Origin of the sequence: Pseudomonas sp. REST10, assembly GCF_029542605.1 — a bacterium.
GTDB lineage: Bacteria > Pseudomonadota > Gammaproteobacteria > Pseudomonadales > Pseudomonadaceae > Aquipseudomonas > Aquipseudomonas khazarica.
This window is the reverse complement of the sequence record NZ_CP035677.1, coordinates 351,301-364,037: the sequence shown is the minus strand read 5'-3', so window position 1 is coordinate 364,037 and position 12,737 is coordinate 351,301. Positions and strand designations below refer to the sequence as shown.

Sequence of the window (12,737 nt, the reverse complement as noted above, 5' to 3'; positions counted from 1 at the left end):
GCACGCTGCGTTCCACGGCGGCACTGTTTCGCAGCAGCGGATGTATCCGCGATCGGTGGCGCGGACCATCCTCACAGCCCCGCGAATCAAGTCGCTCCCCCAGATCCAGGGCCTTGCGCTGCAACTACAGTTCAGGCGCTGGGTCGCGGCTGGATCCCCTCGTACAGAGTGCGCAGGCAAAAAAAAAGGGATGGCCTGGGCCATCCCTGAAGGGTGAGGCTGGTGAGGCCTCCTATGAAATCGTATGCGCCAGGTTGTGGATAACCTGACGCCGAAGAACATCAAGCCTCGTTGTCGCTGTTGTAGACGTCGCGATCCAGTTCGTTCTCGCTGCGCGCGACCAGGGTGGTGGTCATCAGGTCGCCCGTGACGTTCACCGTGGTGCGAGCCATGTCGAGGATGCGGTCGATCCCCGCGATCAGCGCCACGCCTTCCAGCGGCAGGCCCACCGAACTCAGCACCAGGCCGAGCATGATCAGGCCCGCGCCGGGGATGCCGGCGGTGCCCACCGAGGCCAGGGTCGCGGTGAGGATGATCATCAGGTACTGGCCGGCGCTCAGGTCGATGCCGAAGGCCTGGGCGATGAACAGCGCCAGCACGCCCTGGTAGATCGCGGTGCCGTCCATGTTGATGGTGGCGCCCACCGGCAGCACGAAACCGGCCACGCCCTGGGAGACACCGAGGTTCTTGCGCGCGCACTCGATGGACACCGGCAGCGTGCCGGAACTGCTCGAGGTGCTGAAGGCCACCGCCAGCGCCGGCGCGATGCCACGGAAGAAACGCAGCGGGCTAAGGCGCGCCAGGCCACCGATCAGGCTGCCGTAGACCAGCAGCATATGGGCGATGCTGGCCAGGTAGATCACACCGATCACACCGGCCAGGGGCAGCAGCACCTCGATACCGTGGGAAGCCACCACCCCGGCGATCAGCGCGAACACGCCGATGGGCGCGAAGCGCATCACCAGATCGGTGAGCTTGTAGAGCACCTCGGCCAGGCTGTCGAACAGGTGAATCGCCGGTGCGGCCTTCTCGCCGACCAGGTTCATGCTCACGCCCAGGGCGATGGCGAAGACGATGATCTGCAGGATGTTGCCTTCGGCGAAGGCGGTCACCGGGTTGGTCGGCACCAGGCCCACCAGGATCTGCACCAGCGACGGCGCCTGCTTGGCCTCTGCGCTGCCGCTGGCAACCATGTGCATGCCCTCACCGGGGCTGAACAGGGTGCCGAACGCCAGGCCGATGCTCACCGCGAAGGCGGTGGTGATCAGGTAGATGGCGATGGTCTTGACGCTGATGCGGCCGAGCTTGGCGCTGTCGCTCATGGCGGTGATGCCCGCCACCAGCGAGATGAACACCAGCGGCACGATGAGCATCTTGATCGCGTTGAGGAACAGCGCGCCGACCGGGGCCAGCGCCAGTGCACCCGGCTTGTACAGCATGCCGACGACGACGCCGAGTACCAGGCCGACGAGAATCTGCTGCCACAGCGGCACGCGCGCAAGGAGAGAAGGGGAAGCGGTGTTGCTTTGACTCATGTGGTTGTCACCCGGATTGTCATTGTTGTGGGGTCGTCTGCCCGACCTCGGCACTGCCTGCCGGCAGGCTGCGGGGCAGAAAGAAACGCGCCGCACTCGAATGAGTGCGGCGCCGATGTTGCCGGTCGAATCAGCTCTGCAGCGGTACCAGGCGCGGAGCGATCATGTTCTCCGGGCGCAGGATGTCGGCCAGGGTGGCCTCGTCGAGCAACTGCTCTTCGCGCACCAGCTCCAGCACACCGCGACCGCTCTCCAGAGCGACCTTGGCGATGCGGGTGGCGTTCTCGTAGCCGATGTAGGGGTTGAGCGCGGTGATCAGGCCGATGGAGTTCTCCATCAGTGCACGGCAATGCGCCTCGTTGGCGGTGATGCCGTCGATGCACAGCTCGCGCAGCATATCCATGGCGCGGGTCAGCAGGCGGATCGAGTCGAAGATCTTGTAGGCGATCAGCGGCTCCATGACGTTCAGCTGCAGCTGGCCACCCTCGGCCGCCATGGTCAGTGCCAGGTCGTTGCCGATCACTTCGAAGGCCACCTGGTTGACCGCCTCCGGGATCACCGGGTTGACCTTGCCCGGCATGATCGAGCTGCCCGGCTGGCGAGCCGGCAGGTTGATCTCGTTGATGCCGGTGCGCGGGCCGCTGGAGAGCAGGCGCAGGTCGTTGCAGATCTTCGACAGCTTCACCGCGGTGCGCTTGAGCATGCCGGAGAACAGCACGAAGGCGCCCATGTCGCTGGTGGCCTCGATCAGGTCGGCGGCCGGCTTGACCGGATGACCGCTGATCACGCCCAGGCGCTTGACCGCCAGGGCCTGGTATTTCGGGTCGGCATTGATGCCGGTGCCGATCGCGGTGCCGCCCAGGTTGACCTCGTGCAGCAGGGTCGGCGCGAGCATCTTCAGGTGCTGCAGGTCTTCGCCCAGGGTGGTGGCGAAGGCATGGAACTCCTGGCCGAGGGTCATCGGCACGGCGTCCTGCAACTGGGTGCGACCCATCTTCAGCACATGGCCGAACTCCAGGCCCTTGGCCGCCAGCGACTGGATCAGCTTGTCCAGGGCGTTGAGCAGGCTTTCGTGACCCAGCAGCAGGCCCAGACGGATGGCGGTGGGGTAGGCGTCGTTGGTCGACTGCGCCATGTTCACGTCGTTGTTCGGGTGCAGGTGCTGGTACTGGCCCTTCTCATGGCCCATGGCTTCCAGGGCGATGTTGGCGATGACCTCGTTGGCGTTCATGTTGGTCGAGGTACCGGCACCGCCCTGGATCATGTCGACCACGAACTGGTCGTGGAACTCGCCCTGGATGATGCGGGCACAGGCGGTGCTGATCGCCGTGTGCTTGGCCGCGCTGAGATGGCCCAGCTCGCGGTTGGCATCGGCCGACGCCTGCTTGACCATGGCCAGGCCGATCACCAGTTTCGGGTAGTGCGACAGCGTCACCCCGGACAGGCGGAAGTTCTGCACGGCACGCAGGGTCTGGACGCCGTAGTAGGCATCAGCGGGGACTTCGAGGGTGCCGAGCAGGTCTTTTTCGACGCGAACAGATGCAGCAGAGGACATGATAGCGATGACTCTTGGGAAATACGGCGAGTGCCGCGATGCCCATAGAATATGGCCTCATGCCGTCTTGCGACCAATGCCGTTGCTTGCTGCCCTATGCACAATCGGCATAATGTCGACGTGACGTTCGCTGCACTCGCAACGTATGAGCCCAGGGTGGACGACGCTTCGCCTGCACAACCTCGCCCGGCAACGGAGACGCGATGAATCTGGAAACCAAATGGCTGGAGGACTTCATCGTCCTGGCCGCCACCCGCAGCTTCTCCCAGGCCGCCGCGAAGCGCTTCGTCACGCAGCCGGCCTTCAGCCGGCGCATCCGCAGCCTGGAGGCCATGCTCGGACTGACCCTCGTCGACCGCTCCTGCACCCCCATCGAACTGACCGAGTCGGGCCGTCTGTTCCTGGTCACCGCGCGCAGCCTGGTGGAACAGCTCGGCGAGGTGGTGCGCCATCTGCACAATCTGGAGGGGCAGCGCGGCGAGGTGCTGTCGATCGCCGCGGCGCACTCGCTGACCCTGGGCTTCTTCCCCGAATGGATCGCCCGCCTGCGCCGCGAAGGGCTGCCGCTGACCACCCGGCTGGTGGCCACCAACGTCGGTGAAGCGGTGCACTCGCTGCGCGAGGGGGCCTGCGACCTGATCCTCGCCTACTACGACCCTGACGCGGCCCTGCAGATGGACCCGGAGATCTTTCCCTCGCTGCACCTGGGTGCTACCTCGATGCTGCCGGTCTGCGCGGTGAACGAGGCCGGCGCGCCGCTGTTCGACCTCGACGCCGGGCAGAGCGTACCGCTGCTGGCCTACAGCGCCGGCGCCTTCCTCGGCCGCTCGGTCAACCTGCTGCTGCGCCAGCGCGCCCTGCGCTCGACCACCGTGTACGAGACCGCCATGGCCGACAGCCTGAAGAGCATGGCCCTGCAGGGCATGGGCGTGGCCTGGGTGCCACGCCTGTCGGTCACCGCCGAGCTGGCGCGTGGCGAGCTGGCCATCTGCGGTGGCGAACACTGGCAGATCCCCCTGGAAATCCGCCTGTACCGCTGCGCCCTGGTGCGCAAGGCGGCGGTACGCTTGCTCTGGCGCAAGCTGGAGACGGGGGAGCCGGCGCGTGCATGAGGACGCCGAGCAACGCGCCTTGGCCGACGTCAGGACTGACCGACCACGACCTCGCTGATCTGCATCACGGGCACCAGGTCGGTGTAGTTGGCGATGTCCGCGAGAATCTCCTGCGCATGCGGCGCAAATCCGGCTTGAAAGGCTTCGACGGAGTCCGCATAGACATGACACATGCCGACGTAGGCGGGCGGATCATCGGGCGAGCCACCGGCCACCCCCTTGTCGACGGTGTAGAACAGGCAGGCATCGCCCATCCTGGCTTTCACCAGCGGCATGTGCGTGTCGCGGTAGTAGGCGTGGTCGAAACGCGCGCCCGGCTTGTAGGGATACATCACACTGACCTTGATCATCTGGCTCTCCTGAGTGCCTGCAGAACGCCACGGCGACATCGGCCCGGCGCGCAGGGAAAGATAGCTGAAGCAGAAGCTGGCAGACTGCTGCAGCGCCCCCTTATCCACAGCTGACACGCGAGAGACGACGATGGCACACACAAGACCCGGCCTGCGGCTCATCGCGGCGATGGAAGCCTGCAAAGGCCTCATCTCGCTCGTGGTCGCGCTTGGCCTGCATGAGCTGGCCGGGCGCAACCTGCAGCAGGTGGCCGAGGCGCTGGTCAGCCATGCGCATCTGAATCCTGCCAGTCACCTGCCCGGCATTTTCCTGCACGCGGTGAAGTCGCTGCCCGACATCGACCTGTCACTGCTGGCCATCGGCGCACTGGCCTACGCCGTCATCCGCCTGATCGAAGCCTATGGCCTGTGGAAAGGGCTGCTCTGGACGGAGTGGTTCGCCTTGGCCAGCGGGGCGATCTACCTGCCGTTCGAGGTCTACGAAATGCTGACCCGCAGCAGCGCCCTGAGCGCCGCCGTGTTCGCGCTCAACCTCCTCGTGGTCGGCTACATGGCGCGCGTGCTGCTGGTGCAGCGGGGGCAGGCCAGCCACCCGCGCTGACGCCCGGCACGACAGAGCGCACGGAATGCGTGCGCTCTGCAGGAGTGGCTTCAGCGACTCACTTGCCCGACTTGATCGACGTCCAGGCGCGGGTGCGCACGCGTTCGATCTTCTGCGGCAGCGGCTGCACCACGTACAGCGACTTCTGCATCTCGGCGGTTGGTGTCAGGTCCTGGTCGGCAGCGATTTCCTCGCTCACCAGCTTCATGCCTGGCACGTTGGGGTTGGGGTAGCCGAGGAAGTCGCTGATCGGGGCGATGACCTGTGGATCGAGCAGGTGATTGATGAAGGCAAGCGCCTCATCCTTGTTCTGCGCGCTCTTGGGAATGGCCCAGGTGTCGAACCAGATCGGCGCGCCTTCCTTCGGCAGACGCCAGTTGATGACCACGCCATTACCCGCCTCCTTGGCGCGGTTGGCGAACTGATAGAAGCTGCCGGAGTAGCCGATGGCCACGCAGATGTCGCCGTTGGCGATGTCGGTCATGTACTTGGCGGAATGGAAGTAGGCCACGTACGGACGCACCTTCAGCAGCAGCTCGGTGACCTTGTCATAGTCGGCCGGATTGGTGCTGTTCGGGTCCAGGCCCAGGTAGTGCAGGGCGATGGGGATGATCTCGCTGGGCGAGTCGAGCATGGCGACGCCGCAGGACTTGAGCTTCTCCATGTACTCGGGCTTGAACACCAGGTCCCAGCTGTTCACCGGTGCATCCTCACCGAGGGCGGCCTTGACCTTGTCCGGGTTGTAGCCGATCAGCACGGTGCCGTACATGTAGGGCACGCCGAACTGGTTGCCCGGATCGTTCTTCTCCAGCAGCTTGAGCAGCACCGGGTCGAGGTTCTTCCAGTTGGGCAGCTTGGACTTGTCCAGCGGGGCGAACACGCCGGCCTTGATCTGGGTTTCGAGGAACTGGTTGGACGGGATCACCAGGTCATAGCCGGAGTTGCCGGTGAGCAGCTTGGCTTCCAGCGCCTCGTTGGTCTCGAAGGTGTCCCAGGTCAGCTGGATACCCGACTGCGCCTGGAAGTCCTTGGGCACGGACGGCAGGATGTAGTCCGCCCAGTTGTACACGCGCAGCTCCTTGGCCTGTACCGCACCGCTGAGCAAGGTGGCGCCGCACAGGGCGGCGCCGAGCATCTGTTTGATGGCTTTCATCGTTTCTCACCCCTGAAGTGTCGTTATTGGTCTTTGGGTAAGGTGGACGACGCTTTATCCGTACACCGAGCGTATGGCGGTGGACGAAAAAAGCCTCGCCCACCCTACGCGCCTTCGAAACCTTCCAGCACGTTGACCGCGTTGACGCCGATGGCCTCGACCGCGTAGCCGCCTTCCATGATGAACAGCGTCGGCAGGCCGAGCGCGGCGATGCGCCGGCCCATGCTCAGGTAGTCCGGGCTGTCGAGCTTGAACTGCGAGATCGGGTCTTCCATGTAGGTGTCCACACCGAGCGATACCACCAGCACCTCGGCGCCGTATTCGGCGATGCGCTGGCACGCCTGCTCCAGCGCCGCGCTCCAGGTCTCCCAGGAGCTGCCCATCGCCAGCGGGTAGTTGAAGTTGCAGCCTTCGCCCTCACCCTCGCCCAGCTCGTCGGCGTAACCGAGGAAGAACGGGAACTCCTCGGCGGGGTCGCCATGGATCGAGGTGAACAGCACGTCGCTGCGGCGATAGAAGATGTCCTGCGTGCCGTTGCCGTGGTGATAGTCGACATCGAGGATCGCCACCTTCCTGCGCCCCTGGTCGATGAAGGCCTGGGCGGCGATGGCGGCATTGTTCAGGTAGCAGTAGCCCCCCATCACGTCGGCGGCGGCATGATGACCTGGCGGACGGCACAGGGCGAATGCAGCGCGGGCGCCAGCGGCAATCTCGGCCTGGGCGCTGAGGGCCACCTGGGCGGCGCTGTAGGCGGCCTGCCAGGTGCCGGCGGTGATCGGCGCACCGCCGTCGAAGCTGTAGTAGCCGAGCTGGCCATGCAGGTCACTGGGCATCATCGCGCGCAGGGTGCGGGCCGGCCAGGTGAACGGCAGCAGGTCACCCTTGCCGCCCTGTGCCTGCCAGCGCGTCCAGGCGCCCTGGAAGAAGTCGAGGTAGGGCTTGCTGTGGATGCGCTCGATCGGCGCCAGGCCGAAATCCCTGGGCGCATGGACATCGCCGAGCTGGCGGTCCCTGACACGCGCGAGGACATGATCGGCACGCTGCGGCTTCTCGAAGCAGGGCATCAGCTGCCCGTCGATCAGCTCGCACTTGCCGTGGTGCAGGTGGTGGTCGTCACTGTAGTACGTGAGCATGCAAAGCGCTCCAGGCCTGTTGTTGTGCCTGCATTGTTCGCTCACTCGCGCCGCATCGAGAACGCTGACAATGGCCAAAAGGGGATCGAAATGGCCAAATCTCGCTGTCACCGGGGGACTGGTCGTTCCTCGCGCTGCGCGCAGGACGCTACGGCGGCCAGGCAGCGCAAACGGGGGTACCTTGGCAGGTACGTCAGTGCCGAGGGCTTTCGCGGCTGAAGCCGCTCCTACGGAATCGAGCCAACCTGTGGCCCGACGCGCTAAGCGCGGAAACGGCTCGGCGGCACGCCGCTCCAGCGCTGGAAGGCATGACGAAAGCTGGCGGTCTCGCTGAAGCCGAGCACCTCGGCAATCCGGTACACCGGCCACTGCTCTTCGCCGAGCAGGGCCTTGGCCCGTTCGAAGCGCAGCTCGTCGAGCAACCCCTGGTAGCTGGTACCCAGCTCCTGGAGGTGACGACGCAGGGTGCGCGGCGAGCAATGCATCTGCTGCGCCAGGCTCTCCAGCCCCGGCGGCTCGGCCAGTTGCGCGGCAAGCAGCTGGCGCACCCGCTCCAGCCACGCCTGGCGGCTGCTGAACTCGGCATTCAGGCGGCGGCAGCGCTCGACCATGTCACCATGGGTGACGCTGTCAGCCAGCGGCAAGCGGCGCTCCAGCAAGGCAGCGGGAAAGGCGAAGGCGTTGCGTTGCGCATCGAACCGCAACGGGCAGGGAAAACTGAGTGCATAGCGCGCCACGTAATCCGGCTGTGCATGGGTGAACTCGGCACCCTCGAGCGCGAGCGGCTGACCGAGCAGCTCGTCACCGATCAGCTTCAGCGAAGCCAGGCACATCTCCACGTTGAATACTTCCAGCGCCTCGGCATCGCGATAACCGCTGGCGCAGACCCAGGCCAGTTCGCCCTCGACCTGCAACTCCAGGCGGAAGTAGGTGCCGAGCAGCGCCGGGTACTGCAACAGCAGGCGCCAGGCGTCACCAAAGGTGGCAGCCGACAATGCGGCGTAACCGAGCAGCCCATAGGAGGAAACATGCAGGCTGCGCCCCAACTCCAGGCCCATGTCGGCTCGCAGGGTCAGGGCATTGGCGCACACCTGCAGTTCCTGCACTCGTTTGATGCGTGCGTCCGGGCTGTCCAGATCGGCCGCACCAATGCCGCTTCCGGCCAGCAAGCGCGGGTGCAATTGCGGCTGGTCGGCGAAGCGTTGCAGAACCAGGGAAACGACGTGCAGGGTGGTCAGAGGAGCGTGCAGCATGATGCGTTCCGTGTGCGCAGACGAGCAAAGGAACGCAAGAAACATGCCGCGAGGCGGGCCGAAACCCGCCCGCGCCGGTCAGCGGTTACGCAGGATGGCGTTGATGAAGTCGCCCTGATTCGCTTCTTGCGGATGGGTGGTGAACAGCAGCTGTCCGTCCTTCTCGTGCAGTTTCAGCCCCTCGCCGAAACGGCAGTCGACACCCTTGAGGGTCTTGGCTTCGGCCTTGTAGCGATCATCCTTGCCGCACAGGTAGGCCATCTGGCTGACCACCTCGCCGCAGAAGCTCGGCACGCTGAGGCTCATCAGTTGCTCGTCGGAGAGCGCACTCCAGTTGACCTTGGTGCCCAGCGGGGTCGCGCAGGCCTTGCTCGCTTCGCCGTCCATCTCCTCCAGACGCGCACTGTAGTCGGCCACACGCTGCTTGCGGTCGAACGCCGCGAGGCGCGCCTGCAGGCCGTCTTTCTCCTGTTTCTGATAGAGCGCCAGCAGGTCGCCGGTCTTGAGCGACTTGGTCTTGCTCTCGTCATAACTGAGTTCGAAGCCCTGGGTGTTCGGCAGGTTGAGCTGGTAGCTCTCGCCGCCCCAGGCACGGCGCTTGTTCAGCAGGTTGTAGTCACGGCCATCGAGGCGAATGCCGTAGTCGCGCTGTTCGTTGCCCAGTTCACGGATGTCGGTGAGGAACACCACTTCATCGAGCGGATGGTTGATGCCGCGCACCTGAACCAGCGCCTGCTTGCCGTCAGCCGACGGCGCCAGCGCCAGACTTACGCCCTGGCCGGCATCGAATACCTGCGGGTGCTTGGCCAGCTCGACGGCCGAGACGTGTAGGGAAAGCACGGAAAGGGCAAACAGTGAAACGTACTGTTTCATGGCGATACGTCCTTGTAGGAATGACAGGCGCACAGTATAGCCACGCCACCGGCGATGATCTGTGCGCCCGTCCGCGCTCGGCCTGTAGGAAATCTGCCTATCCGAAGCGGTTCTCAATCAGAACTGCAACACGATCCGCCCCTCGATCTGCCCACCGCGCATCTGTTCGAAGATGCCGTTGATGTTGTCGAGTTTGTCGCTGTGCACCGTGGCCTTGACCAGGCCCTCGCCCGCGAAGTCCAGCGCCTCCTGCAGATCCGCTCGGGTACCGACGATGGAACCGGTGATGCTGATGGCCTTGAGCACCACATCGAAGATCGGCGTCGGGAAATCGCCTGGTGGCAAGCCGACCAGCGCTACCGTGCCGTGCCGGCGGGCCATGCCGATGGCCTGGCCGAACGCCGCGTTGGACACGGCGGTGACCAGCACGCCATGGGCGCCGCCGATGTCGCGCTGCACCACCTCGGCCGGGTTCTCCTTGCGGGCGTTGATGGTCAGGCTGGCGCCCAGCTTGCGCGCCAGCTCCAGCTTGGCGTCGTCGACATCCACCGCGATCACATGCAGGCCCATGGCGCGGGCGTACTGCACGGCGACGTGGCCGAGGCCACCGATGCCGGAGATCGCCACCCACTGGCCGGGGCGTGCCTTGGTCTCCTTGAGGCCCTTGTACACCGTCACACCGGCGCAGAGGATCGGGGCGATCTCGAGGAAATCGACATTCTTCGGCAGGATGCCGACGTAGTTGGGGTCGGCCAGCACGTATTCGGCATAGCCACCGTTGATCGAATAACCGGTGTTCTGCTGGCTTTCGCAGAGGGTTTCCCAGCCGGTCAGGCAGTGTTCGCAGCAGCCACAGGCGGTGTACAGCCAGGGCACCCCGACGCGGTCGCCCTCCCTGACCCGCGTCACGCCGCTGCCCACCGCCGCCACGTAACCGACCCCCTCGTGGCCGGGAATGAATGGCAGGCTGGGTTTTACCGGCCAGTCGCCTTCGGCGGCGTGCAGGTCGGTGTGGCACACACCCGAGGCCTCGATCTTCACCAGAATCTGCCCGGGGCCGGGCAGCGGGATCTTCACCTCCTCGATACGCAGCGGTTCGCCGAAGTCGTGGACGACTGCGGCTTTCATGGTCTGGTTCATGCGCTGTTCCTCTTCCATGCGAGTGTCTCGTCAGTGTGCGCGCCTGACGCCCACGGGCATTGCTCCAGAGCAAGGTTTAGGCGGTTTCCCCGGGGCGCCACGGCTGGCATGACAAACGGTCATGGCCAGTGCCCGCCCGCCATGGCTTTACGGTATACTGCGCGGCCTTCGGCCGGCAGCACCCGGCCAACCGAACATTCACAAGCCACGCTGGCCTGCCCGCGTGGCTTGTTGGTTTTTGACGCGCCCTGCGGGGCACACCTTTGACGCGCCGCGAGGCGCCCGAGATGAAGAGGCACGACGATGAGCGCACTGGTTGGCGTGATCATGGGCTCCAAGTCCGATTGGTCCACCCTTAGCCACACCGCCGAGATGCTGGACAAGCTGGGCATTCCCCACGAGGTCAAGGTGGTCTCCGCCCACCGCACCCCGGACCTGCTGTTCCAGTACGCCGAGGAAGCCGAAGCACGCGGTATCCAGGTGATCATCGCGGGTGCCGGCGGTGCGGCGCACCTGCCGGGCATGTGCGCGGCCAAGACCCACCTGCCGGTGCTCGGCGTACCAGTGCAGTCGTCCATGCTCTCGGGCGTCGACTCGCTGCTGTCGATCGTGCAGATGCCGGCCGGTATTCCTGTCGCCACCCTGGCCATCGGCAAGGCGGGGGCAGTCAACGCGGCGCTGCTCGCAGCCAGCATCCTCGGTCACCAGCACCCGCAGTTCCACGCGGCGCTCAAGCAGTTCCGCGAGGAGCAGACCGAGACCGTATTGAGCAACCCGGACCCGCGCGAGGCCTGAAGCCCATTCCATCAGGGGCTGCGACACGGCGCCTTTGCATGCCGTCCGCTGCTCGGAATGCTCATTTACCGGCGTAAACTGCGCTTCCTGCGTTGCGGGCAGCGTTCAACTGCTTGGTCTCGCCACCTGCTAAAAAGGGGTTTTGTTATGAAAATCGGTGTGATCGGTGGCGGCCAGCTGGGCCGCATGATGGCGCTGGCGGGGACTCCGCTGGGCATGAACTTCGCCTTCCTCGACCCGGCGCCGGACGCCTGCGCCCAGGCACTCGGCGAGCATATCCGCGCCGACTACGGCGACCAGGACCACCTGCGCCAGCTGGCCGACGAAGTCGACCTGGTCACCTTCGAGTTCGAGAGCGTGCCAGCCGAGACCGTGGCCTTCCTCTCGCAGTTCGTGCCGGTCTACCCGAGCGCAGAAGCCCTGCGCGTAGCCCGTGACCGCTGGTTCGAAAAGTCGATGTTCAAGGACCTCGGCATTCCCACGCCGGAGTTCGCCGACATCCAGTCGCAGGCCGACCTGGACGCCGCCGTGGCCAGCATCGGCCTGCCGGCCGTGATGAAGACCCGCACCCTGGGCTACGACGGCAAGGGCCAGAAAGTCCTGCGCCAGCCCGAGGACGTGACCGGCGCATTCGCCGAACTGGGCAGCGTGCCGTGCATCCTCGAAGGCTTCGTGCCCTTCACCGGCGAAGTTTCGCTGATCGCCGTGCGTGCCCGTGATGGCGAGACCCGTTTCTACCCGCTGGTGCACAACACCCACGACAGCGGCATTCTCGCCCTGTCCATCGCCAGCACCGACCACCCGCTGCAGAAGCTGGCCGAGGACTACGTCGGCCGCGTGCTCGACAAGCTCGACTACGTCGGCGTGCTGGCCTTCGAATTCTTCGAGGTGGACGGCGGCCTCAAGGCCAACGAGATCGCCCCGCGCGTGCACAACTCCGGGCACTGGACCATCGAAGGCGCCGAGTGCAGTCAGTTCGAGAACCACCTGCGCGCCGTCGCCGGCCTGCCGCTGGGCTCCACTGCCAAGCTGGGCGAGAGCGCCATGCTCAACTTCATCGGCGAAGTACCGCCGGTGGACAAGACCATCGCCATCGCCGACTGCCACCTGCACCACTATGGCAAGGCCTTCAAGGCCGGGCGCAAGGTCGGCCACGCCACTCTGCGCAGCGCCGATCGCGCCACGCTGGAGGCGCGCATCGCGGACGTTGAAGCGCTGATCGCCAAGCGCTGAGCGA

Annotated in this window: 12 protein-coding genes; 4 read left to right on the top strand and 8 right to left on the bottom strand. The window is 65.5% G+C overall.

All coding sequences use genetic code 11. The annotated features are described in order from the left end of the window. Positions 1 to 281: 281 nt before the first annotated feature. Complete coding sequence (locus tag EWH21_RS01680) at positions 282 to 1,535, bottom strand: dicarboxylate/amino acid:cation symporter (RefSeq protein ID WP_277699645.1); 1,254 nt, start codon at positions 1,533 to 1,535, stop codon at positions 282 to 284. Positions 1,536 to 1,665: 130 nt separating this feature from the next. Beyond that, a complete protein-coding gene (locus EWH21_RS01675) occupies positions 1,666 to 3,090 on the bottom strand; it encodes an aspartate ammonia-lyase (protein WP_037054020.1) in 1,425 nt (474 codons plus the stop codon). Positions 3,091 to 3,293: 203 nt separating this feature from the next. Here EWH21_RS01675 and EWH21_RS01670 point away from each other — a divergent pair, with 203 nt between their 5' ends. Beyond that, positions 3,294 to 4,202, top strand: a complete 909-nt coding sequence (locus EWH21_RS01670) for a LysR substrate-binding domain-containing protein (protein WP_037054022.1) — start codon at positions 3,294 to 3,296, stop codon at positions 4,200 to 4,202. A gap of 29 nt (positions 4,203 to 4,231) precedes the next feature. Here the strand turns inward: EWH21_RS01670 and EWH21_RS01665 are convergent, their stop codons facing one another. Next, a complete protein-coding gene (locus tag EWH21_RS01665) occupies positions 4,232 to 4,552 on the bottom strand; it encodes an EthD family reductase (RefSeq protein WP_152487513.1) in 321 nt (106 codons plus the stop codon). Positions 4,553 to 4,682: 130 nt separating this feature from the next. Here EWH21_RS01665 and EWH21_RS01660 point away from each other — a divergent pair, with 130 nt between their 5' ends. After that, entirely contained in the window at positions 4,683 to 5,153 is a 471-nt protein-coding gene (locus EWH21_RS01660) for a DUF2127 domain-containing protein (protein ID WP_277699644.1), read from the top strand. A 58-nt stretch (positions 5,154 to 5,211) separates the two neighbouring features. Here EWH21_RS01660 and EWH21_RS01655 read toward each other — a convergent pair whose 3' ends face one another. The 5 genes from EWH21_RS01655 to adhP all read right to left on the bottom strand — a co-directional run bounded on the left by EWH21_RS01655 (position 5,212) and on the right by adhP (position 10,705). Next, on the bottom strand, positions 5,212 to 6,306 hold the full coding sequence (locus tag EWH21_RS01655) for a polyamine ABC transporter substrate-binding protein (protein ID WP_037054030.1): 1,095 nt from the start codon (positions 6,304 to 6,306) through the stop codon (positions 5,212 to 5,214). A gap of 104 nt (positions 6,307 to 6,410) precedes the next feature. After that, a complete protein-coding gene (locus tag EWH21_RS01650; RefSeq protein ID WP_037054032.1) occupies positions 6,411 to 7,439 on the bottom strand; it encodes a histone deacetylase family protein in 1,029 nt (342 codons plus the stop codon). A 260-nt stretch (positions 7,440 to 7,699) separates the two neighbouring features. After that, on the bottom strand, positions 7,700 to 8,692 hold the full coding sequence (locus EWH21_RS01645) for an AraC family transcriptional regulator (RefSeq protein ID WP_134677546.1): 993 nt from the start codon (positions 8,690 to 8,692) through the stop codon (positions 7,700 to 7,702). Between the two features lie 78 nt (positions 8,693 to 8,770). Further along, a complete protein-coding gene (locus EWH21_RS01640; RefSeq protein WP_037054036.1) occupies positions 8,771 to 9,565 on the bottom strand; it encodes a hypothetical protein in 795 nt (264 codons plus the stop codon). Positions 9,566 to 9,682: 117 nt separating this feature from the next. Then, on the bottom strand, positions 9,683 to 10,705 hold the full coding sequence (gene adhP / locus EWH21_RS01635; RefSeq protein WP_277699643.1) for an alcohol dehydrogenase AdhP: 1,023 nt from the start codon (positions 10,703 to 10,705) through the stop codon (positions 9,683 to 9,685). 303 nt (positions 10,706 to 11,008) lie between these two features. Between adhP and purE the strand changes: the two genes are divergently transcribed. Next, positions 11,009 to 11,500, top strand: a complete 492-nt coding sequence (purE, locus tag EWH21_RS01630; RefSeq protein WP_037054038.1) for a 5-(carboxyamino)imidazole ribonucleotide mutase — start codon at positions 11,009 to 11,011, stop codon at positions 11,498 to 11,500. A gap of 147 nt (positions 11,501 to 11,647) precedes the next feature. After that, entirely contained in the window at positions 11,648 to 12,733 is a 1,086-nt protein-coding gene (locus EWH21_RS01625) for a 5-(carboxyamino)imidazole ribonucleotide synthase (RefSeq protein ID WP_037054039.1), read from the top strand. Positions 12,734 to 12,737: the final 4 nt, after the last annotated feature.

What these genes read in the sequence shown, in the direction of transcription:
- EWH21_RS01680 (WP_277699645.1), bottom strand. Translation starts at nt 1,535, where the DNA reads ATGAGTCAAAGCAACACCGCTTCCCCTTCTCTCCTTGCGCGCGTGCCG.
- EWH21_RS01675 (WP_037054020.1), bottom strand. Translation starts at nt 3,090, where the DNA reads ATGTCCTCTGCTGCATCTGTTCGCGTCGAAAAAGACCTGCTCGGCACC.
- EWH21_RS01670 (WP_037054022.1), top strand. Translation starts at nt 3,294, where the DNA reads ATGAATCTGGAAACCAAATGGCTGGAGGACTTCATCGTCCTGGCCGCC.
- EWH21_RS01665 (WP_152487513.1), bottom strand. Translation starts at nt 4,552, where the DNA reads ATGATCAAGGTCAGTGTGATGTATCCCTACAAGCCGGGCGCGCGTTTC.
- EWH21_RS01660 (WP_277699644.1), top strand. Translation starts at nt 4,683, where the DNA reads ATGGCACACACAAGACCCGGCCTGCGGCTCATCGCGGCGATGGAAGCC.
- EWH21_RS01655 (WP_037054030.1), bottom strand. Translation starts at nt 6,306, where the DNA reads ATGAAAGCCATCAAACAGATGCTCGGCGCCGCCCTGTGCGGCGCCACC.
- EWH21_RS01650 (WP_037054032.1), bottom strand. Translation starts at nt 7,439, where the DNA reads ATGCTCACGTACTACAGTGACGACCACCACCTGCACCACGGCAAGTGC.
- EWH21_RS01645 (WP_134677546.1), bottom strand. Translation starts at nt 8,692, where the DNA reads ATGCTGCACGCTCCTCTGACCACCCTGCACGTCGTTTCCCTGGTTCTG.
- EWH21_RS01640 (WP_037054036.1), bottom strand. Translation starts at nt 9,565, where the DNA reads ATGAAACAGTACGTTTCACTGTTTGCCCTTTCCGTGCTTTCCCTACAC.
- adhP (WP_277699643.1), bottom strand. Translation starts at nt 10,705, where the DNA reads ATGAACCAGACCATGAAAGCCGCAGTCGTCCACGACTTCGGCGAACCG.
- purE (WP_037054038.1), top strand. Translation starts at nt 11,009, where the DNA reads ATGAGCGCACTGGTTGGCGTGATCATGGGCTCCAAGTCCGATTGGTCC.
- EWH21_RS01625 (WP_037054039.1), top strand. Translation starts at nt 11,648, where the DNA reads ATGAAAATCGGTGTGATCGGTGGCGGCCAGCTGGGCCGCATGATGGCG.